Genomic DNA, 21,637 nt, shown 5'->3' with positions numbered 1-21,637 from the left:
CACAGCCGGCGCTGCGCGAACGACAGCGGCAGCACCTCGGGGCGCGCCACCGGCGCCAGCGCCGCCCGCGCCACCGCACCCGACTCCCGCACCCACGCCGACAGACCCGCAACCGTCGGAGCCTCGAACAACGCCCGAACCGGCAGCTCCACACCCAGCACCGACCGCACCCGGCTCACCAGACGCGTCGCCGACAGCGAATGCCCGCCCAGCTCGAAGAACCCGTCGTCGACACCCACCCGGGAGACGCCCAGGACCTCGGCGAACAGCCCGCACAGAATCTCCTCCTGCGGACTGCGCGGACCACGCCCCACCCCACCGGCACCGAACTCCGGAACCGGCAGCGCCGCACGGTCGAGCTTGCCGGTGGCCAGCAGTGGGAGGACGTCGAGGGCGACGACCGCGGTCGGGACCATGTGGCGCGGCAGTTCCGCCGCGGCCGCGCGCCGAAGGGCGTGGACGTCGGCAGTCTGTCCGGGGCGCGGTACGACGTAGGCGACCATACGGGGATCGCCGGTGGTGTCGACCTCGTGGACGACGACGGCGGCCTGGGCGAGGTCGCCGATCCGGCAGAGCGCCGATTCGATCTCGCCCGGCTCGATCCGGTAGCCACGGATCTTCACCTGGTCGTCCACGCGGCCGAGGAACTCCAGGTTCCCGTCCGCGCGCCACCGCACCACGTCGCCCGTCCGGTACATCCGGCCGCCACCGCCCCCGAAGGGGTCCGCGACGAACCGTTCAGCCGTCAGACCCGGCCGGCCCACGTACCCGCGGGCCACACCGGAACCCGCGATGAACAGCTCACCCGGCGTCCCCACCGGCACGGGCTGCAGACCGGCGTCGAGGACGTACACGCGCGTGCCGCCGACGGGGCGGCCGATGACCGGCTGGTCGCTGTCCGACACGGCGGCCACGACGGAGTCCACGGTCGTCTCGGTCGGCCCGTAGAAGTTGTGGCTGAGCGGGGCGTCGACCCGCAGCCGGTCCCACAGGGACTGGGGGACTGCCTCGCCGCCGACCATGACCGCGGCCGGGGACGTGCCGCCGGCCGGCCGGGTGTCGTCCAGCAGGTCCTGCGCGACCAGGAGGCGGCCGTATGAGGGGGTGACGTCGACGATGTCCACGCCGTGGCCGGCGGTGTAGCCAACGAGGGCCTCGGCGTCCCGGCGCACCACGTCCTCGATGAGGTGGAGTTCGTGGCCGGCGAGCATCCACAGCAGCGGCGGCCAGAGCGCATCGGAGGACAGCGCGGCGGTGTGGGCGACGCGGACGCACTCCTTGCCCAGGGATTCGGCGGCCGGGAGGTACACCTGTGCCCGGTGGCTGAAGAAGAGGCCGGCGAGCCCGCGGTGGGGCACGGCAACGCCCTTGGGCCGGCCGGTGGAGCCCGAGGTGTAGTGGACGTAGGCGGTGTGGTCGGGGTGCAGGGGGTGGGTGCGGTCGGCGTCCGCAGGGTCGGCGGCGGGGTGCTGCGCCATCTCGCGCACGATCTCGGGGGCGTCCAGGAGGACGCTGGGGACGTCGGTGGGCGGCAGGACGGCGGCGCGTTCGACGGTGGTGAGGATCAGGACGGGCCGGGCGTCGTCGAGGAGGGTGGCGATGCGCTCCGCCGGGTCGTCGGGGTCGAGCGGCAGGTATGCCGCGCCGGTCTTCAGCACGGCGAAGAGCGCGATGAGGTTCTGCGGGGTACGGGGCAGGGCGAGGGCCACCACGTCCTCGGCGCCGATGCCTCGGGCGAGGAGGTGGTGGGCCAGCCTGTTGGCGTCGGCGTTGAACTCGGCGAAGCCGGTGGCGGCGCCCGCGAAGACGACGGCGGTGCGGTCGGGGGTGTGGGCGGCCTGCTCCTGGAGGATGCCGACGACGGTGGCCTGCGGCGTCTCCTGGCCGGTGTCGTTGAAGGTTTCGAGCATCAGCCGGCGCTCGTCGCCGCCGAGGACGTCCAGCCGCCCGGCGGGCAGGTCGGGGGTGGCTGCGAAGGCTTCGAGGATCCGCCGGTAGCGAGCCAGGACGGTGTCGGCGGCGGTCCGGTCGACGAGGTCGGGGCGGTGTTCGAGCCTCAGTTCCAGCCGGTCTCCGGAGGCGGCGGCGATGAGGCCGAGAGCGTAGTGTGTGGCGTCGCGGCCTTCGGCGCCGGTGACGCGGACTCCACGGACCGTGGTGCCGAGGCTGTCGCGGTCGACGGGGTAGTTCTCGTAGACGACCGAGGTGTCGAAGAGTTCGCCGACGCCGACGAGGCTCTGGATGTCCGCCAGGCCCAGGTACTGGTGGTCCATCAGCGCGGTCTGCTCGTCGCGGACCCGGGTCAGCAGGGTGCCCAGGGTCTCCTGGGCGCGCAGCCGTACCCGCACCGGGACGGTGTTGATGAACAGGCCGATCATGCTCTCGACGCCGGGGATCTCTGGCGGGCGGACCGAGACGGTGGAGCCGAAGACGACGTCCTGCCGGCCGGTGAGCTTGGCCAGCAGCATCGCCCAGGCCGCCTGGAGCAGGGTGCTGACGGTGGTGCCGTGGTCGCGGGCCCGCCGCCGCAGGGCGGCGCTCAGCTCGTCGGGGAGTTCCAGGGCGATCTGCTCGGCGGGCGCCGCGAGGCCGCCCGAGCCGGCCGGCGGTGCCACCCTGGTGGGCTCGTCCAGCCCGTCGAGTGCCTGCCGCCACGCCTCCAGCGAGGTGCGCCGGTCCTGGCGGGCCAGCCAGGCGAGGAAGGCCCGGTAGGGGGTGGCGGGGGGCAGGGCGGCGCTGTCGGAGCCGTTCTCGTACAGGGCGAGGAGCTCCCGCAGCACCAGCGGACCCGACCAGCCGTCCATGAGGATGTGATGGTTGGTCAGGACGAGCCGGTGCAGTTCCGGCTCCAGCCGGACGAGGGCCAGGCGGATCAGCGGGGGCTTGGCGAGGTCGAAGCCGGCCAGGCGCTCGCACTCGGCGATCCGGTCCAGTTCCGCCTCCCGCTCGGTCGGGTCCAGCGCCGTGAGGTCGGCGTCCCGCCAGGCGGGGTCCGCCTGGCGGGGGATGAACTGGACGGTCTTGCCGGAGGTGGTCACCCGGAATCCGGCACGCAGCTGCGGGTGGCGCCGCAGCAGGCTGCGGAGTGCCGTGCGGAGCCGGCCGGCGTCGAGCGGGCCGGTGAGGTCGATGCCGAGCTGGACTGTGTAGACGTCCCGCTCGTGGCCGTCGTAGTGCGCGTGGAAGAGCAGACCCTCCTGCAGCGGCGAGAGGGGCAGGACGTCTTCGAGCCCGGTGCGCTGGTTTCGGGGGCGGTCACTCGCGGTCATGTTCTTTCCTCAGTCGGCTTCGGCTCGTCGTTCTCGGCCACGGGGGCGCAGGGGGCACGCACGGCTCCGCAGCCGGGGCCCTGTCCCGGCCCCGTCCGCAACGGGCGGTGGTCTAGTCGGACATCGCGACCAGCACGCGCCGGTTCCCGGTGTACGGGCGGCGGCCGTGGCCGACCAGGATGTTGTCGATGAGCAGCAGGTCCCCGGCGTTCCAGCGCACGTCCACGGCGTGCCGGAGGCCGGCTTCCTGGACGTGGACGATGTGCTCGGCCGGGATCGGGGTGCCGTCGGCGTACGAGGCCGACTGCGGCATCTCGTCCTCGGACAGCAGCTCCATCAGCAGGGCCGCGTCCTCTCCCAGGCCGGCGACGTGGAACTGGTCGGCCTGGTTGAACCACACTTCGGTGCCGGTGACGGGGTGGTGCAGGGTGCCGGGGCCGACCTGGCTGATCCACAGGGTTCCGTCGGACTTCCACTTCCAGTCGGCGCCGGTGCCGTCGAGGAAGGCCTCGACCCGGTCCCTGTCCCCGGTCTCGAAGGTGTCCTGCCAGCTCTTGCCCAGCCCGTGGCCGCCGTGCAGGTTCTGGGTGTAGCGGACGCCGCCGGCGAAGGCCTCCCGGATCGCGGGGTCGATGGACTCCAGCCACAGCTGCCCGTCGACGACGGGGGTGGCGCCGCCGGTGGACGGAGCCCGGTCGCAGTAGAACAGCAGGCGCCCGGGCCACTGGTGGGCGTACGACATCTCGTTGTGCAGGGAGATCTGGTACTCGGACGGGTACTCGGTGGACGTGTAGACGTTCTCGCCGACGGCGGCGACCTTGGTCCGCGGGGAATTGCCGTGGACGTACGCCAGCCGCTGCGGCAGCAGGGCGTCCGCGACCGCGTCGTAGGTCCCCGAGGAGACCCCGAAGCCGCGGAAGACCAACGCCTTCTCCTGCACGAGCAGTTCGGCGAGGTCGATTCCGGCGAGGTGGTCCACGAGCCCGGCCGGAGTCGCCTCGGCGCCGACGGCCGAGGGGGTGAGTTCCAGCGGCCGCCAGTTCTCAGCAGTGTTCAACGGGCTGTCCTTCCAAGCCTTCGATCTTGATCATGAAGCGGTGGCCGATGCTAGGCAGGTCCGGCGCGGCGGGGCTGGACGCTGCCTGTACGACACAAACTGCCCCTTTCGGGCTCCCTGTCGGCCTTCGCGGCCGGGGTCTACCGTCCGGGGAACCGAGGTGGGCGCCCCTCGCGGAACGCGGCCACGGCCTCGTCGACGTCCGCGGACTTCGCGGTGACGACCTGCGCGGCCGATTCCCGGGCGAGGGCGTCCGCCAGGGACGCGGCGCCCGCGTTGGCGTGCACGACGGCCTTGGTGACCGCGACCGCCACCGGGCTGTTGGCCGCGATGTCCGCGGCCAGTGCGAGCGCCTCCGGCAGCAGGGCGTCTCCGGGCACGACCCGGTTCACCAGCCTCAGGTCGAGCGCTTCCTCCGCAGTGGCGGTCCGCCCGCTGAGCATGAGGTCGAGGGCGGAGCCGAGGCCGACGATGCGCGGCAGCAGCCAGGAGGCGCCCAGGTCGCCCCCGGAGAGCCCGACCCGCACGAACGCCGCGCGGCAGCGGGCGTCCGAGGCGGCCAGGCGAATGTCGGCGGCGAGCGCCAGGGACAGGCCGGCGCCGATGCACGGGCCGGCGACGGCGGCGATCACCGCCTGCGGAAGCCCGTACAGGGCCCTGACCGCCGCGGCCTGCCGCTCCACCCGGCGTTGCAGCTCCAACGGCGGCATGGAGGTCATGCCCTCCATGCCGTCCAGGTCGAAGCCGGAGCAGAACGCCCCGTCGGCGCCGGTCAGGACGACGGCCCTGACGGAGGTGTCCTCGGCCACGCGGCCGCAGAGCGCCTCCAGTTCCGCGAGCATCCCGTCGGTGAGGGCGTTCTTGCGGTGGGGGCGGTTGAGCGTCACGAGCATGACGTCCGCCCCGATGCGCTCGGCCAGGATCGGGGGGACGCTCATGCCGGCCGTCCGGGACGTCCGACGCCATCGAGCCGAGCGGCGAGGTCCGCCACGAGCTCGGGCGCCCGCTCCTGCAGGTAGAAGTGGTCTCCCGCGAAGGTCCTGGACGCGAAGTCCGAGGCGGTGTGCTCGGACCAGGCCTGCACGTCCGCCGCCTCCACGCTGGCGTCGCGGTCGCCGTGGTAGGCGGTCACCGGAGCACCGGTCCGCAGGCCGGGCTCCGCCCGGTAGGTTTCGGCGATCCGGACGTCGGCCCTCAGCGCCGGCATGACCACGGCCCGGAGGCCGGGGTCGGCGAGTACCTGCCCGTCCATGCCGCCCAGGGCGCTCAGTTCCTCCAACAGGCCGTCGTCATCGAGCCGGTGCAGGTTCCTGGACGGGCGGGGCCGCGACGGGGCGGACCTGCCGGAGACGAAGAGGTGGGCCGGCGGCGTGCCGTGCGCCCGCTCCAGGCGCAGCGCCACCTCGTAGGCGACGGCCGCGCCCAGACTGTGGCCGAAGAACGCCACCGGCCGGTCCAGGAACGGTGTCAGCGCCGCGGCGATACCCGCGGCCATGGGCTGCATGGAGTCCACGCACGGTTCGCCGAAGCGGTCCTGCCGGCCGGGGTACTGCACCGCGAGCAGCTCCACGTCCTGCGGGAGCAGCCCGGGCCAGGCGCGGAAGGTGCCGGCCGATCCCCCGGCGTGGGCGCAGCACACGAGGCGCAGCCGGGGCGAGGGGACGTGGCGGTACCGGCGAATCCATCCACCGCACGAGATGGCCGCGGGAATCGAAGAAGACATGTGACGCCTCTGCTTTGGATACCGGATGAGCGAAAGCTGTCGAGCTGCCCGCCTTGGTGAATCAACGGAAAACCTACCCCGCCGTTCCGCTCGTTCAAGAGGCAGTTTGGCATATAGGCGGCGTCCAGCCGGGGCGGATCAGCGGCCCGTACGATCGGGCACGTCGATTTCCCAATCAACGGTTGGCGCGATGACTCCCCCACTGCGAATTCCGCATATCAAGGTTGAATTTCTTCCGCACATAAGCCCGCTCGCCGATCGCGTGGAGGGGCATACCCGTGCATTCGTCAGCAGGTTCGGCCTGGTCCCGGACGAGGCCTCGCGGCGACACCACGAGGATTCACTGCTCGGCACCCTGATGGCCCGGGCCTATCCCTATGCCGGGTTCGCCGAACTGGCCCTGGTGACCGACTGGATCAGCTGCCTGCTGGTACTGGACGACCAGTTCGACGAGACGCGGCTGGGCACCGAGCCCGAGCGGCTGCGCCAGGTGTGCGCGACGGTGCTCGGCTGGCTGCCGTCCGAGGGCCCGACACCGGTCGCGGACACGGCCGGGGAGGATTCGTTCACCGCGGCCTTCCGACCCGCGTTCCGCGATCTGTGGGAGCGTACCTGCGCCTACACCACGCCGGCCTGGCGGAAAAGGTTCACGGCGCACATCGCAGACTTCTTCGAGACCTGCGCCTGGGAGGCCGGGAACCGTGCGGCCGGCCGGGAGCCCGAGTTCGACGAATACCTGCGCATGCGCGGCTGCGCCCTCATGCCGTATCTCGACCTGGTAGAAGTCGCCCGGCACTGGGAAGTGCCGGAGGCGGTGTACGGGCTCCCGGAATTCGTGGAAATGAACCAGGCGCTGTCGGACGCGGACCTGTGGACCAACGACCTCTTCTCCTGCGAGAAGGAGGCGCTGCTGGGGGACCCGCACAACCTCGTGCTGGTGTACCGGCGGGCCAACGGCACGGACCTGCAGACGGCCGCCGACGCCGTCGCCGGCATGATCCAGAACCGCGTGGACCGGTTCACCGAACTGGCCGCGAGCTGCTACGAGAACGCCCGGGGTGCGGGCGCCGACGACGGGATGCGCGAGGCGCTGGAGCTCCACGTGGAGGGGCTGCGCACCTGGATGAGCGGTCAGCTGCAGTGGCGGTTCGAGACGGGCCGCTTCGACCCGGCTCGTCCTGAAGTCGTCGACGCCTCCGGCATCACGCCGCTCTGACGCCCCGGAGGCCTTCGGACATGCGAAACCGCTATGCCACACTCCGCCAACTGCAGACGCTGGATCCCAAGGCCGACCACGAGCTGATCCACCGGGTCTCTTCCGACCGGGAATTCCCCTGGGACTACGGCCGCGGCCTGGAGGTCGCGATCTGGCGGACCTGCTGCGTGCCGGTGATCTCCGAGATGCTCGACGGCACCGGGGAGTTCGCCCTCAGGGCGCAGAAGCGGTACGACGACACCCGCATCCTGCTCGGCGAGCTGGTCAAAGGCGGCTACGACTCCGAGCGCGGCCGTCAGGCACTGCGCCAGATCAACCGCGCCCACGCCCGCTTCGACATCGCGAACGAGGACATGCTGTATGTGCTCTCCACCTTCATCTTCGAACCGGTCCGCTGGATCGACCGCTGGGCCTGGCGCCGGGTCAGCACAGTGGAGAAGCTCGCCGCGTTCCATTTCTTCCTGGCCGTGGGCGAGCGCATGAACATCAGGGAACTTCCCACGGAGTACACCGCGTTCGAGCGGTTCAACCGGGAGTACGAACAGCGGATGTTCCGGCCCGCACCGAGCAACCACCGCGTCGGCATGTCGCTGCTCCGGCTCTACTCCTCCTGGTACCCGCGCCCCCTCGACGCCCTGGTGGGGGCCACGCTGCCGTGCCGGCTCGACGGGGTGGCGCTGCGCATGCTCGGCATCGGTCCGCCCGCGCCCTGGGCGCGCGCGCTGAACCGGATCGGCCTGCGGGGGCACGCGCTCGCGGAGCGGATCGCGCCGAAGCCCGTCGGCCGGCTGCTGACCCGTCCGACGGCCAGGACCTACCCGGGCTACCCGGTCGGCTACGACCTGTCCCAGATCGGGCCCGGCGGCGCCTGCGCCCCGGTCTCCCCGGAGGTGCCGAACACGTGAGCGGCGGACTGGCGTCGCGTCGACGCGTGATAGGCGGCACTCCCCTGCTCTCCCTCCGGGTCCCGCTCGGCGGCCGCACCGTGAGCGTGCGGCTGAAGATGGAGGCCGAGAACTCCTTCGGCTCCATCAAGGCCCGTACGGCACAGGCCCTGCTGGGGTCGCTGGAGGCGGCCGGCCGGCTGGGTCCGGGAAGCCGGGTGGTGGAATCGACGTCGGGGAACCTCGGAGTGGCGCTGGCCGGGCTCTGCGCCGAACGCGGGTACCGGTGCACCCTGGTGGTCGAGCCGAGTACGCCGCAGCGCAGCCGTGACGAGATGGCGGCCCACGGCGCCGAGGTGGTGGTGGTCCGCGAGGTGGCCGGCGGCAAGACCCTCGGCGCCCGGCTGGACGCCGTCCGGGAGATCCTGGCGAACGACCGGACCGCGGTGTGGACCGACCAGTACGAGAACCCGGCGAACCCGCGTGCGCACCAGTGGGGTACGGCGGCCGAGCTGGCGCGCGCCGTGCCGGAGCACCGTCTCGACGCCGTGTCCGTCGTGGTGTCCACCGGCGGCACGCTGGCGGGCGTCGCCGGCTACTTCCGTGAGCACCGACCGCGGACGCAGCTGCTGGCCGTCGATGCCGTGGGATCGGCGGCGCTGGGCGGTGCAGCCGGCGACCGGCCCTTCAAGCTGGCCGGCTTCGGCTCGGGGCAGAGGTCGCGGTTCCTCACCGGCGGCGAGTGGGACAGGGCCTTCAGCGTGCACGACGTGCACGCGGCACTGGCCTGCTGCCGGATCGCGGAGAGCGCGGGCGTCCGGCTCGGCGGCTCGGGCGGGGCCGCCGTGCTGGCCGCGCTCCTGCACGCCCTCGACACACCGGGGGCCGCCGAGGTCGTGTGCATCTGCCCCGATGCCGGAGACAAGTACGAACAGATATACGCCCGCCCCCTTCCGGTGCCGCCGGAAGCGGACCACCGAGTCCTGGCCGTCCTGAATGCCCTGGGAGCGGCCCGGCTCGAGAACGGAGAGCCAGAGTGAGCAGCGACGCCGACACGATCCGGTACCTGACGGGGGCGGAGGTCGAGGAGCTGAGCCGCGGCCTGCGGATCGTCGACCTGGTCCGCGACACGCTCCTGGCGTTCCGCGACGGTGCGGCGGGGCTGACGCCGGAGGCGGCACTGCGCTGGACCACGCCCGCCGGCGCCTCGGCACGCAGCCTGATCCTGCCCGGATGGTCGGGTACCGGCTACGGGTGCAAGATCATCAACAGTTCGCTCGGCAACCACGGGCGAGGAGTCGCCCGGGCGGCCGGATTGATCGTGCTGGCCGACCCGGAGACCGCGCACCCGAGCTGCGTGATGGAGGGGGCCCGGATCAGCGCCCTGCGCACCGCGGGTGTCTCCCTGGCCGCGGTCGAGGCGGTCCGCGGGCTGGCGTCGGTGACGAGCGTGGCGTTCCTCGGGTGCGGCCGGCAGGCGCGGGCGCACCAGGAGCTGCTGCTGGCCGAGTGCCCGCAGCTGGAGCGGGTGCTGCTGTACGACCGCGACCCCGCGTCCCGTGCACGGCTGGCCGAGGAGTGGCGCAGGGCCGCGCCCGGCCTCGACGTCCGGGAGACGGCGCAGGCGCGGGAGGCCGTCTCCGGGGCCGGGCTCACCATCGCGGTGACGACGACGACCCAGGCCTATGTCGAGCCCGACTGGGTCCCCGAGGGCGGGACCTTCGTCAACGTCTCGCTGGACGACGCCTCCGAGGGGCTGCTGACGGGCTGCGACCACCTGTTCGTCGACGACTGGGGGCTGGTGAGCGGCGACGACCACCGACTGCTGGGCCGGCTGGCCCGGTCGGGCCGGGTGACCGGGCCCGGCCGTCCCGCGCCGGCGGGCGGGCGGGCCGTGGACGCCGAGCTGCCCTCGCTCGTGGCGGGCGACTACGGCCGGACCGTCGAGGCACACCACCGGGTCGTGGTCAATCCGTTCGGCATGGGCGTCCACGACATCGCGCTGGCGGACGCCGTCCACGCCAGGGCCGTGGCGGCCGGGGTGGGCATGCAGCTACCCCGGTGACCGTGCGCGGTGTGCGGTGTGCGGTCCGGGGGAGCGCCCGCGAACCCGCACACCGCCCGGAATGAGGCCGTCCGGAAACTGATGCTCCATCAAGTGAGCGACATCACAGCCGATTTGACGATTCATCGAATGTCGATCACTGCGGACGCCGGACGCCCCACCATGATCAACTTTGTTCGACCGTGTCTTCAGGAAGGGGGATTTCGTGAAGACAGAACTGGCCATAGGTGGCCTGACCACGAGTTCATTGGGCAAGCTGGTACGCAATTTGAGACAGCAGGTGGGCATGAGCCAGCGGACGCTGGCCGAGCAGTCCGGCCTGAGCATGCGGACCCTGCGCGAGATCGAGCAGGACCGGGTCCCCAGACCCCGTGCAGTGTCCCTCCAGCGTCTGGCCGAGGTCCTGAACGAACCTCAGCTCTGCGCAGCCGCCCACACCGGCGGGCAGCGCCCCGCCGACCCGCACGACGAATCCGCAGAGTTCGGCATCCGGCTCCTCGGCCCGTTCGCCGCCCTGCGCGGCACCGTCGAACTGGACATCGGCACACCGCAGCAGCGGCACCTCCTGGCGCTCCTGGCCCTCAACGCCAACCAGGCGGTCCACCGCAGCGAGATCGTCGACGTGCTGTGGGGCGAAGAGCCCCCGTACTCCTTCCAGCAGCTCGTGCACACGCACGTCTCGCGCCTGCGCAACTTCCTCGACCGCCACCGGTCCGAGGAGCTGGGGGCTCCCTCGATCATCCGCCGCTCCGAGGGCTACCAGCTCTGCATCGACCAGGACCAGATCGATCTGCTCCACTTCCAGGAGCTGGCCGCCGCGGCCGGCGCGGCCCGGCAGCTGGGCGACCTCCCCAGCGAGCACCGTGCCCTCTGCCGGGTCGTGCAGATGTACACCGGCGAGCTCCTCGAAGGCTTCGGCGAACGGCTCAGGGCGCATCCGGCCGTTGCCGACTACTACCGCGTCCACCTCGCCGCCACCCTGCGCCTGGCCGACCTCGCCATCGGCGCAGGCCAGTACGACGAGGCCGTCCCGTGGCTGCGGCAGGTGCAGCGGGCCCACCCGCTGCACGAGGGCCTGCACTCCCGCCTCATGGTCGCGCTCGCCGGCTCGGGGCAGCAGGTCGCCGCCCTGGCGGTCTACACCGAGCTGGAATCGACGCTCCGCAAGGAGTTCGGCATCGAGCCCAGCGCAGAACTCCGGGCCGCGCACCTGTCCGTCCTGGGCCAGGGCGCGCCGTCGTGGCCGGTCGATCCCCCCACCCGACCGACACACCGCCAGCGCCCGCTGTCCCCTTGTCTTCTCCCCCGCGACGCGGAGGACTTCGTCGGCCGGAGCGAGCACCACCCCGTGCTCCGCACGCTCACCACGAGCCGCTCGACGTCGGCCATCGGCAGCGCCTCCGTCGTCTCCCTCTACGGGCCGGCCGCCGCCGGCAAGTCGGTACTGGCGGTCCGCACCGCCCACGCGAGCCGCCCCCACTTCCCCGACGGCCAGCTGTACGCGGACCTGCGCGGCAACACCGCCGAGCCCCTCCCCGCGCAGGCCGCACTGTCGCAGCTCCTCCAGGCCCTCGGGGTCGCCGAGCAGGACGTCCCCAGGTCGCTGGCCGGATGCGTGACGCTCTACCGCAGTCTGCTCGTCGACCGGCGCACGCTGGTGGTCCTCGACAACGTCGCGGACGAGGAACAGGCGCGCCCGCTGCTGCCGGGCGGCTTCAACACCTCGGTCCTGCTGACCAGCCGGGAGCCGCTGGCGGCTCTGGAGGACGCCCGCCACTTCCGCATCCCCAACTTCACCACGGAGCAGGCACGGGAACTCCTGGCCCGCATCGTCGGCCAGCACCGGGCGGCCGAGGAGGGCGACGCGGCGGACGAGATCGTCGAACTCTGCGACGCACTGCCGCTCGCCATCCGGATCGTCGGCCTGCGCCTGGCCATGCGCCCGCACTGGACGCTGGCCCACATGGCTCAGCGGCTCCGCGACGAGGACCACCGCCTCGACGCACTCGCCCAAGGTGCGCTCGCCGTGCGTCCGCGCCTGGAGGCCGGCCTCGCCGCCCTCGCGCCCGCGGACCGCAGGGCGCTCCACGAGCTCGCCTGCGCGGTGGAGGGCGGATTCTGCGCCGACACGGCCGCGGCCCTGCTGGGGTGCTCGCCCCAGCAGGCGGACAACCTCCTGGAGCGCCTCGTCGACCAGCAGGTGATCCAGCCGGCCGACGCGGGCGACGCGACGTACGCCTTCTCCCCGCTGGTCCGGCTCCACGCCAGAGAACCGCAGCCCTGAGCGGCCTCCTCCCCCGCACGCTCCTCGCCGTGCCCTCCCTTCCCTCCCCTCTTCACCTCCCACCCTTCCCTCTTCACCTCTCACCCTTCCCTTCGCGCTGCCCCGCCCTCGGCCGGCCGAGGCGCGGTCCGCCGCGCGCTCCTCCCCATCCGTTCACGGAGTGCTTCATGACACTGCAGAACCCGTCCCCGCCAGGAGTCTTCCCCGGCGACAGAAGAGTGCTGACCGAGTCGCACTGGACCGCCGACACCAGCGGCACCCTCGCGTCCCACACGGTCGGCTCCCTGCTGCGGGAGGTCGCCGCGGCACGACCGGACCAGGCGGCCCTCGTGTCCGTACCGGAGGAGGGCGAGCCGCGCAGCTGGACCTACGCGGAGCTCCTGGCCGAGGCCGAGCGGGTGGCCGCCGGGATCAGCGAGCGCGTGCCCGTGGGCAGCCGGGTCGCGATCTGGGCTCCGAACGTCGCCGAGTGGCCCATCGCGGAGTACGCCGCCGCCCTCGCGGGCGTGACGCTCGTCGCCCTCAACCCGGCGCTCAGGGCACGCGAGCTGCTGCACGCCCTGCGCGCGTCGGCAGCGACCATGCTGCTGTACGCCGAGCACAGCCGCGGGTACGACATGGCCGCCGTCGTCGAGGACATCCGGAGCGAGCTCCCCCTGCTGGAGCACGTGGTCCCGCTCTCCGACTGGGAGGAGCTCCACGGCAGTGCGCCGGTGCCGGTCGAACGCGAGCGCGCCGCCACGGCCGTGCCGGCGCAGATCCAGTTCACTTCGGGGACGACCGGCCTGCCCAAGGCGGTACTGCTGTCCCACCAGGCCGTCGTGAACGTCTCGCGGTTCACCTTCGACGTGCTCGGCATCGCCGACGGGGCTCCGGTGGTCTCCCCGCTCCCCATGTTCCACACGGCCGGCTGCGTCATCTCGTGCCTGGGACCGCTGTGGTGCGGCGGTCCCTTCATCCTCCTGGAGCGGTTCGACCCCCGTCTGCTCCTGAAGGTGTTGCGGGAGACCCCCGACGCCGTGCTGACCAGCGTGCCCACCGTTCTGACGGCCCTGGCCCACGCGGCCCGCCAGGACGAAGCCGCCGCACCCCGCATCGGTGCCGTCCTCACGGGAGGGGCCCCCGTACGCTCCCGGCTCATCGCCGAGGTGGAACAGCTCTTCGACACCACCGTCTTCAACCTCTACGGGCAGACCGAGCTGGCCTCCGTGCTCACGCTGACCCGGCCCGAGGACAGCGCGGAGGAGAAGGCTGCAACGGTCGGGCGGCCGCTGCCGCACGTCGAGTGCCGCATCAGCCACCCGGAGTACGGGCACACGCAGCCGCTCGACGTTCCCGGCGAGATCTGCGCCCGCGGCTACCAGCAGATGCTGGGCTACTTCGGGGACCCCGAGGCCACCGCGGCCAAGACGGACGAGGACGGCTGGCTGTACACGGGCGACCTCGGCTCGATGGACGCCACGGGAGCGGTACGGATCATCGGCCGGCTGAGCGACGTGATCATCCGCGGCGGCGAGAACATCTCGGCGGCGGAGATCGAGGAGTGCTTGCTGCGCGACGAGGCCGTACAGGAGGCGGTCGTGGTGGGCATCCCCGACGAGGCCTGGGGCGAGATCGTCGCCGTCGGCCTGCTGCCCGCGCCGGGCCGGACCGTCGACGTGGAGGCACTGCGGGCCGCCTGCCGGGAATGGCTCTCGCCCTTCAAGGTGCCCCAGCTGTGGTACCTGCTCGACACCCTGCCCACCACTCCCTCCGGCAAGGTCCAGAAGTTCCTCGTCAAGGAGCAGATGGCCCGGCTCCGGCCGGTCCTGCAGCCCTGACCGCCACACCCTCGGAGGCCCCCATGCAGGTGTCCATGCAGATCCAGTACGACGGCGACGCGGTGGAGTCGGCCCGGCGGGTGAGCGCGCTCGAAAAGGCCGGGCTGGACCTGGTCTGGGTCCCCGAGGCCTACGGCTACGACGCTCCCAGCTTCATGGGCTACATCGCCGCCCGCACCGAGCGCGTCCACATCGGGTCGGGCATCATGCCGCTCTTCACCCGCACCCCGACCGTCCTCGCCATGACGGCGGCCGGGGTGGACGCCCTCTCCCGAGGCCGCTGCCACGTGGGGTTGGGCGCCTCCGGACCCCGCGTGATCGAGGGGTGGCACGGGGTCCCCTACACCGCCCCGCTGGCCCGCACCCGGGAGACCGTGGAGATCATGCGGAAGATATGGCGGCGCGAGGGGCCGGTCCGCCACGACGGACACGTGCACCGGCTGCCGCTGCCCGCCCCGGAGGGGAGCGGACTGGGCACCCCGATGCGGCTGCTGTCCCCGCCCGTACGGGACTCGGTCCCCGTGTGGATCGCCGCCCTCGGCCCGCGCAACGTCCGGATGACCGCGGAGATCGCGGAGGGCTGGCTGCCCATGTTCTTCGTCCCCGAATGGGCCGACCGGGTCTGGGGCGAGGACCTGCGGGCGGGGCTGGCGAAGCGGGACCCTGCACTGGGCCCGCTGCGCATCTCGGCGGGCGGCCTGCTGGCCATCGGTCCGCGGGCGCACCGCGCGCGCGAGCGCGCACGCCGTCAACTCGCCCTGTTCGTCGGCGTGATGGGCGCACCCGGCCACAACTTCTACGACGCGCTCATCCGCCGGTACGGATTCGGCGGCGACGCCGACAGGATCCAGCGCCTGTACGCCGCGGGCGACCGGGCCGCCGCGGAGGCGGCCGTACCGGAGGAGCTGTTGGAAGCGACGACGCTGTGCGGTTCCGAGGACTACGTGAAGGACCGGCTGGCGGCCTACCGGGCGGCCGGAGTGACCCACATCCAAGTCACCCCGGTGCCGGACGACGGCCAGACCGAGGCCGGGCTGGTGGCGCGGCTCAAGGAACTCTGCAACTGAACCACCACTCCTGACAGAGAGAACACTGTGAAGGCACTGATCTATTCGAACCACGGCAGCCGCGGGGACGTCCAGCCGTACCTGGCCCTGGCCTACGCCCTCAACCAGGCCGGCCACACCGGGGTACTGGTCGGGCCTCGCCGCTTCGCACCGTTCGCGGCCGAGTACGGCGTCGAATTCGCCCCGCTCAACGACGAGATGATGGACCTGCACGCCCGGCGTGACGTGCAGGAGATCCTCATGAACAACGACCGGCCCACGCCCGAGCAGATACGGCTGCGGGAGTCCCTCGGCAAGGAGCTGTTGCCCCGCCTCTACCCGATCATCCTCCGCGAGATGTGGGAGGCGGCCGCCGGGGGCGCCGACCTCATCGTCTACTCGCACTCCTCCCGCCAGGCGATCCACCAGATCGCCGAACGGCTGGGCGTGCCCCACGTACTGGCCCCGCTCTACCCCCACTTCGTCCCCTCCCGCGACTATCCGGCCGGAGTGGGGCTGGCCTCCGGACCCGACAACCTGGCGGACCACGAGCGGGCCGCCCGCGAGCCCCTCGACCCCATGACGCACGCCATGGTGACGGCCTGGCGCGCCGAGGCGCTGGGCCTGCCGCCCCGCGAGGACGAGATGGACTTCCGCCACTACCCGGACGGCACCCCGACGCCGGTCATCCACGGCTTCAGCCCCCACGTGCTCAAGCACTCCGAGGACTGGCCCGAGTGGGTTCACACCACCGGCTTCTGGTCGCTGCCCGCACACTTGGCGTGGCAGCCCCCGGCGGACCTGCAGCAGTTCCTGGACTCCGGGGAGCTGCCCGTCTTCGTCGGCTTCGGCAGCATGCGGGGCCTCGACCCGGAGGGCGTCGGCCGCACGGTGCTGGAGGCGGTCCGCAACACCGGCAACCGGGCGGTCGTCGTGGAGGGCTGGGGCGGAATCAAGATCACCGAAGCGGCGGACGACGTGTACGTGGCACGCGACGTGCCGTACGACTGGCTGTTCCCGCGCGTCAAGGCAGCCGTCCACGCGGGCGGGACGGGCACCCACAACGCGGCCCTGCTGGCCGGGATCCCCCAGGTGACCTGCCCCTTCCACCGGGAGCAGCTGATGTGGGCCGAGTACCTGGAGGAGATCGGGGTCGCCCCCGCCCCCATCCAGCTGCGCGACCTCACCTCCGAGGGCCTGACCGCCGCGATCCGCACCGCCACGACGGACGCCGCGATCGCCCGCCGAGTGGCGGAACTCGCGAAGGCGGTCCGCAGCGACGACGGCTGCGGCACCGCGGTCCGCATCCTCGAAAAGATCCACGCGAACCACGGCCGGCCCGCCGCCTGACCGGAGGCAGCTCACCGTACAGAACGCATCCAGCCCGCCCCCGGGCGGGCTGGATAGTGTCCTGCCGAAATCCGGAGTGGCTGCTCGCCCGGAAATCCAGATCCGTTTCCCGTGCGGAAGGCACGCTGCGGAAGACTCCCAGCGCAATGTCCCCGCACACCCGCAAGTGAAGTGAGTGGCGAGGAGTCATGGACCGATCTCAGTCTTTCGCAGCCGGCGAGCAGACCCTTCCTTTGACCGGCGCCCAGGCCGGGGTCTGGTTCGCGTCGCAGGTCGATCCGGACAGCCCGATATTCAGGGCTGCCGAGTACCTGGAAATCCACGGGCCCGTCGACCCCGCGCTGTTCGAGCAGACCTTGCGGCAGGTGTTCGCCGAGGCGGACGCCCTGCACATCAGGTTCCTCGACACCGCAGACGGGCCCCGCCAGGTGGTGGGACCGCCGCCGTCCTGGCGGCTGGAGACCGTCGACGTGTCCGGCGAGCCCGACCCGCGGCGCGCCGCCGAGGAGTGGATGGGGCGGGACCTGCGCCGGCGGATCGACCTCACCCGCTCACCGCTGTTCACCTACGCGCTCTTCCGCGTCCGCGACGACCACTGGTTCTGGTACCACGCCTACCACCACATCCTGCTCGACGGGGTGGGCGCGGCGCTTCTGGTCCGCAGGGTGGCGCACGTCTACAGCGCCCTTGCGGCGGGCACCGAGCCGGACCCCTGCCCGTTCGAGCCGGTGCGCACCCTGCTCGACGCCGACTCCGCCTACCGCGGCTCCCGGGAATTCGAGCGGGACCGCGCCTTCTGGCTGGACCGGTTCGCCGACCGGCCGGAACCGATCGCCCTGTCGGCCCGGCCGCTGCGCGCGACGGCCGAGTTCGTCCGGCACACCGCCCACCTGCCGCAGGACGTCCAGCAGGACCTCACTGTCGCGGCGGAGCGCATCGGGGTCGCCAGGTCCCGCATCGTGATCGCCGCCACCACGGCCTTCTTCCACCGCATGACCGGCCTCACTGACGTGGTGCTGGGACTGCCGGTCACCGCCCGGCACGACGCGAGGTCGCGCCTCGCGCCGGGAATGGTGGCCAACGTCCTGCCGGTGCGGGTGGACGTCACTCCCGACACGACCGTGGACGAGCTGCTGGCACGGACCCGCGACGCACTGCGCGGCGTCGTGTCGCACCAGCGCTACCGCGGCGAGGACCTGCGACGGGACCTCGCGCTGCCCCACGACCACCGCCGATTCTTCGGCCCGCTCATCAACGTGGTGCCCTTCGACTACGACCTGCGCTTCGCCGGGAGCCGCAGCGACGCGCACAACATGTCGCTGCGGCTCATCGAGGACCTCACCATCTGCGTGTACGACCGCGGCGATGGCAGCCGGATCCGGGTGGACTTCGACGTCCACCCGGAGCTTTACCACGACGGGGAGGCCGCCGCCGTCCAGAACCGCTACGTGGAGTTCATCGGCCGTGTCGCACGGGCCCTGGGCGAACCCGGCACGCCCGTCGGCCGGCTCGGCCTGCTCGCCGACGCCGAGGCCCGGGCAGCGAACGCGCCAGCCGACCCGGCGGACGGCATCCCGGCCGGGCCGACGCTTCCCGCGCTCTTCGAACAGCAGGTGCGGACCTCGCCCGCGGCCCCGGCCGTCGAATACGCGGGCACCGTCCTCGACTACGCGGAGCTGAACCGGCGGGCCAACCGCCTCGCGCACGCGCTGGCCTCCCGGGGCGTCGGTCCGGAGGACCGCGTCGCCCTGCTGCTGTCCCGCTCGCCGGAGTTCGCGGTCGCCGCCCTCGCCGTCGCCAAGGCGGGCGCCGCCTACGTTCCCGTGGACCCTGGCTACCCCGCGGAGCGGATCGCCTACGTGCTGCGGGACGCCGCTCCCGCCGTGGTCCTGGCGGATTCCTGTACCGCGGCCCCGGCCGAGGCGGCCGGCTGCCGCCCCTTGCTCCTCGACGACGCCGCGGTCGTACGGGAACTGGCGGGCCGGCCGGAGACCGATCCGGCGGACGGCGACCGGACCGCGCCGCTCACCGCCGCGCACCCCGCCTACGTCATCTACACCTCGGGGTCCACCGGCCGCCCCAAGGGCGTGGTCGTCACGCACCGCGGCATACCGGGCCTGGCCGAGGCCTGCGCCCGGCGCCTCGGGATCGGGCCCGGCAGCCGCGTACTGCAGTTCGCCGCCATGGGATTCGATGCCACGGTCGCGGAGCTGTGCATGGGCCTGCTGTCCGGCGCGACCCTGGTCCTGGCGCCCGGACAGCAGCTGATGCCCGGCGACGCGCTGGCCTCCTTCACCCGTGAGGCCCGCATCACCCATGCACTTCTTCCGCCCTCCTCGCTGGCCGTGATGGACGCCGAGGGCGACCTGCCCCCGGACATGAACCTCTTCGTGGGAGGCGAGGCCACCTCGGCCGAGCTCGCGGCCCGTTGGGCGCCCGGCAGGACCCTCGTCAACGCCTACGGCCCCACCGAGACCACCGTGATCGCCACCATGAGCGACGCCCTGGCCGGCGACGGGGAACCGCCGATCGGTACGCCGCTGCCCGGCACCCGCGCCCACGTGCTCGACGGCTCCCTGCACCCGGTGCCGACCGGTGCCACCGGCGAGCTGTACGTGTCGGGCCCCGGCCTCGCCCGCGGCTACCTGGGGCGCTGCGCGCTGACCGCGGAGCGGTTCGTCGCCAGCCCCTTCGGGCCTCCCGGCGCGCGCATGTACCGCACCGGCGACCTCGTACGGCAGCGCCCCGACGGCGCACTCGCATTCGTCGGCCGCGCCGACGAGCAGGTCAAGATCCGCGGCTACCGGGTGGAGCTCGGAGAAGTCGAAGCCGCCCTCCTGCGCCTGCCCGGCGTCGGTCGGGCCGCCGCGGCCGTGCACCGGGACGCGTCAGGCGAGCCCTCGTTGGCCGCCTACGTCGTACCCGGCGACGACGGCATCGACCCGGCGGTCCTGCGCGAGCTGCTCGCCGCGTCCCTGCCAGGCCACCTCGTCCCCGCCTCCTTCACCGTGCTGGACGCCGTACCGGTCACGGCGAACGGCAAGACCGACCGCGCGGCCCTGCCCCGCCCTTGCCCCCCGGACGGCGCCCGCGCCCGGCGCGCGCCGCGGACCCCCCGCGAGCGAGCCCTATGCGAGGTCTTCGCCGAGGCCCTCGGCCTCGACTCCGTCGGGATCGACGACGACTTCTTCGCCCTGGGCGGCCATTCCCTGCTGGCGGCCCGCACGAGCCGGCGGATCCGCACCGTGCTCGGCGTCGAGTGCGGGGTGGAGGCCCTGTTCTCGGCCCCCACCCCGGCCCGCCTGGCCGAGCGCCTCGTGGACCCGGCGGAGGACCTCCCGGCCCTGCGCCCCGTACCGCGCGACGGGGATCTCGCCCTCTCCCCCGCACAGCGGCGGCTGTGGTTCCTGCACCGGCTGGAAGCCTCCTCGGCCGCCTACCACATCCCGATCGTCCTCACGCTCGACGGTGAACTCGACCGTGGTGCCCTGGAATCGGCGATCGGCGACCTCACCGACCGGCACGAGATCCTGCGCACCGTCTACCGGGAGAGCGAGGGCGTTCCCGTCCAGCTCGTCCTCGACGCCGGTGTGCGTCCCGTCCTCTCCGTCGAGACCGTGACCGGTTCGCAGCTGTCGGGAAGGCTGGCCTCGGCGGTGGCCCGTCCCTTCGACCTGGCGGCCGAGCCCTCCCTGCGGGCGACGCTGTTCGCGGTCGAACCGGGTCGGCACGTGCTGTTGCTGCTGCTCCACCACATCGCCGCCGACGGCGACTCCCTCGCGCCGCTGCTGCGCGACCTCGTCGCCGCCTACGAGGCGCGGTGCGGCGGACGGTCCCCGCAGCTCCCTGCGTTGTCCGTGCAGTACGCCGACTACGCCGCCTGGCAGCACCGCGTGCTGGGCTCCGAGGAGGACCCGGACAGCCGTGCCGCGCGGCAGCTCGCCTACTGGAAGCAGCGGCTGGACGGCCTGCCGGAGAGCCTCGACCTGCCCTTCGACCGTCCGCTTCCGCCGACCGGGTCCGCCCCCGCCGGCCTGGTCACCCTCGACCTGGAACCCGGACTCCACGGGCGGGTCGCGGAGCTGGCGCGGACGAGCGGCACCAGCGTCTTCATGGTCGTGCAGGCCGCGGTCGCGGCGCTGCTGACCCGGCTGGGCGCCGGCACCGACATCGCCCTCGGCGTCCCCGCGGCCGCGCGCGGCGACGAGGAACTGGAGGAGCTGGTCGGCTTCTTCACCAACACCCTGGTGCTGCGGACGGACACGGGCGGCAATCCGACCTTCCGCGAGTTGCTGGCCCGGGTGAGGCAGGGAAATCTGGCCGACTACGGGAACCAGGACCTGCCGTTCGAGCGGCTGGTGGAGGTCCTCAACCCCACGCGCTCGACAGCCCGCCAACCGCTGTTCCAGGTGATGCTGGCGATGGACGGCGCGCAGCGCCGGCTGCCCGAGCCCGCCACCGGGCTGCGCCTGGGACTGCTCGACGTCGCGACCGGCAGCGCCAAGGTCGACCTCTCGTTCAACGTCCGGGAGGACCTCTCCGACGGCACGGGCGGTGTCCTCCTCGCCCTGGAGTTCCGCTCCGACGTGTTCGAGCGGGCCACCGCCGAGGCACTGCTCGCCCGACTGGGCCGGCTGATCGAGGCCGCAGCCGAGGCTCCGGACACCCGTATCGGGAGCGCTGCGATCCTGACCGCGGAGGAAAGCCGCGAACTGGTGGAGGAATGGAACCGGACCGCGGCGCCGGAGTCCCTCACCGACCTCGTCGGCCGGGTCCGCGGCATCGCCGCCGGGCGTCCCGAAGCCGTCGCCGTCACCGATGACGACGGCGACGTCACGTATCGGGAGCTGATGGCCCGCGTCGACTCGCTGGCCGCGCGTCTGCGCTCGCGCGGGGCGGGCCCCGAGTCGGTGGTCGCCGTCC

At 72.7% G+C, this 21,637-nt stretch carries 13 protein-coding genes; 9 read left to right on the top strand and 4 right to left on the bottom strand.

Going from position 1 to position 21,637, the window contains the following annotated elements; all coding sequences use genetic code 11:
- The 4 genes from ACFV7Q_RS32330 to ACFV7Q_RS32315 form a co-directional block, all read right to left on the bottom strand.
- Positions 1-3,269 (bottom strand): amino acid adenylation domain-containing protein (locus ACFV7Q_RS32330; RefSeq protein ID WP_385433971.1); only part of this gene is annotated, 3,269 nt, incomplete at its 3' end.
- 112 nt (positions 3,270-3,381) lie between these two features.
- The gene (locus ACFV7Q_RS32325) at positions 3,382-4,326 is read right to left on the bottom strand and encodes a TauD/TfdA family dioxygenase (protein WP_385433969.1); all 945 of its coding nucleotides are present in this window, start codon (positions 4,324-4,326) and stop codon (positions 3,382-3,384) included.
- A gap of 140 nt (positions 4,327-4,466) precedes the next feature.
- A complete protein-coding gene (locus tag ACFV7Q_RS32320; protein ID WP_385433967.1) occupies positions 4,467-5,264 on the bottom strand; it encodes an enoyl-CoA hydratase/isomerase family protein in 798 nt (265 codons plus the stop codon).
- Positions 5,261-6,049, bottom strand: coding sequence for a thioesterase II family protein (locus ACFV7Q_RS32315; protein WP_385433965.1), 789 nt, complete (start codon positions 6,047-6,049; stop codon positions 5,261-5,263). The genes ACFV7Q_RS32320 and ACFV7Q_RS32315 overlap by 4 nt, the downstream gene beginning before the upstream one ends.
- Positions 6,050-6,311: 262 nt before the next feature.
- Here ACFV7Q_RS32315 and ACFV7Q_RS32310 point away from each other — a divergent pair, with 262 nt between their 5' ends.
- The 9 genes from ACFV7Q_RS32310 to ACFV7Q_RS32270 form a co-directional block, all read left to right on the top strand.
- Positions 6,312-7,265: a hypothetical protein gene (locus ACFV7Q_RS32310; RefSeq protein ID WP_385433963.1), complete on the top strand. Its 954-nt coding sequence runs from the start codon at positions 6,312-6,314 to the stop codon at positions 7,263-7,265.
- A 20-nt stretch (positions 7,266-7,285) separates the two neighbouring features.
- Positions 7,286-8,170, top strand: a complete 885-nt coding sequence (locus ACFV7Q_RS32305; RefSeq protein WP_385433960.1) for an oxygenase MpaB family protein — start codon at positions 7,286-7,288, stop codon at positions 8,168-8,170.
- Complete coding sequence (locus tag ACFV7Q_RS32300) at positions 8,167-9,189, top strand: pyridoxal-phosphate dependent enzyme (RefSeq protein WP_385433958.1); 1,023 nt, start codon at positions 8,167-8,169, stop codon at positions 9,187-9,189. The genes ACFV7Q_RS32305 and ACFV7Q_RS32300 overlap by 4 nt, the downstream gene beginning before the upstream one ends.
- Complete coding sequence (locus tag ACFV7Q_RS32295; RefSeq protein ID WP_385433956.1) at positions 9,186-10,214, top strand: ornithine cyclodeaminase; 1,029 nt, start codon at positions 9,186-9,188, stop codon at positions 10,212-10,214. The genes ACFV7Q_RS32300 and ACFV7Q_RS32295 overlap by 4 nt, the downstream gene beginning before the upstream one ends.
- Positions 10,215-10,419: 205 nt before the next feature.
- Positions 10,420-12,498, top strand: a complete 2,079-nt coding sequence (locus tag ACFV7Q_RS32290) for a BTAD domain-containing putative transcriptional regulator (protein WP_385433954.1) — start codon at positions 10,420-10,422, stop codon at positions 12,496-12,498.
- Positions 12,499-12,665: 167 nt separating this feature from the next.
- Positions 12,666-14,318 carry a class I adenylate-forming enzyme family protein gene (locus ACFV7Q_RS32285; protein WP_385433952.1) on the top strand — a complete coding sequence of 551 codons (1,653 nt, stop codon included), beginning with the start codon at positions 12,666-12,668 and terminating at the stop codon, positions 14,316-14,318.
- A 23-nt stretch (positions 14,319-14,341) separates the two neighbouring features.
- Positions 14,342-15,385: an LLM class F420-dependent oxidoreductase gene (locus ACFV7Q_RS32280; RefSeq protein ID WP_385433950.1), complete on the top strand. Its 1,044-nt coding sequence runs from the start codon at positions 14,342-14,344 to the stop codon at positions 15,383-15,385.
- Positions 15,386-15,412: 27 nt separating this feature from the next.
- On the top strand, positions 15,413-16,714 hold the full coding sequence (locus tag ACFV7Q_RS32275) for a glycosyltransferase (protein WP_385433948.1): 1,302 nt from the start codon (positions 15,413-15,415) through the stop codon (positions 16,712-16,714).
- Between the two features lie 188 nt (positions 16,715-16,902).
- Positions 16,903-21,637: amino acid adenylation domain-containing protein (locus tag ACFV7Q_RS32270; RefSeq protein ID WP_385433946.1), on the top strand; the 4,735-nt coding region annotated here is incomplete at its 3' end.

Source organism: Streptomyces sp. NPDC059851 (genome assembly GCF_042732005.1).
Lineage (GTDB): Bacteria > Actinomycetota > Actinomycetes > Streptomycetales > Streptomycetaceae > Streptomyces.
Note: the sequence above shows the minus strand (reverse complement) of the source record. Positions and strands in the feature narration are given on the sequence as shown.

Bases quoted from the DNA above. Each gene is read 5' to 3' on its own strand.
- ACFV7Q_RS32320 (WP_385433967.1), bottom strand. From the start codon at position 5,264: ATGAGCGTCCCCCCGATCCTGGCCGAGCGCATCGGGGCGGACGTCATG.
- ACFV7Q_RS32305 (WP_385433960.1), top strand. From the start codon at position 7,286: ATGCGAAACCGCTATGCCACACTCCGCCAACTGCAGACGCTGGATCCC.
- ACFV7Q_RS32315 (WP_385433965.1), bottom strand. From the start codon at position 6,049: ATGTCTTCTTCGATTCCCGCGGCCATCTCGTGCGGTGGATGGATTCGC.
- ACFV7Q_RS32285 (WP_385433952.1), top strand. From the start codon at position 12,666: ATGACACTGCAGAACCCGTCCCCGCCAGGAGTCTTCCCCGGCGACAGA.
- ACFV7Q_RS32280 (WP_385433950.1), top strand. From the start codon at position 14,342: ATGCAGGTGTCCATGCAGATCCAGTACGACGGCGACGCGGTGGAGTCG.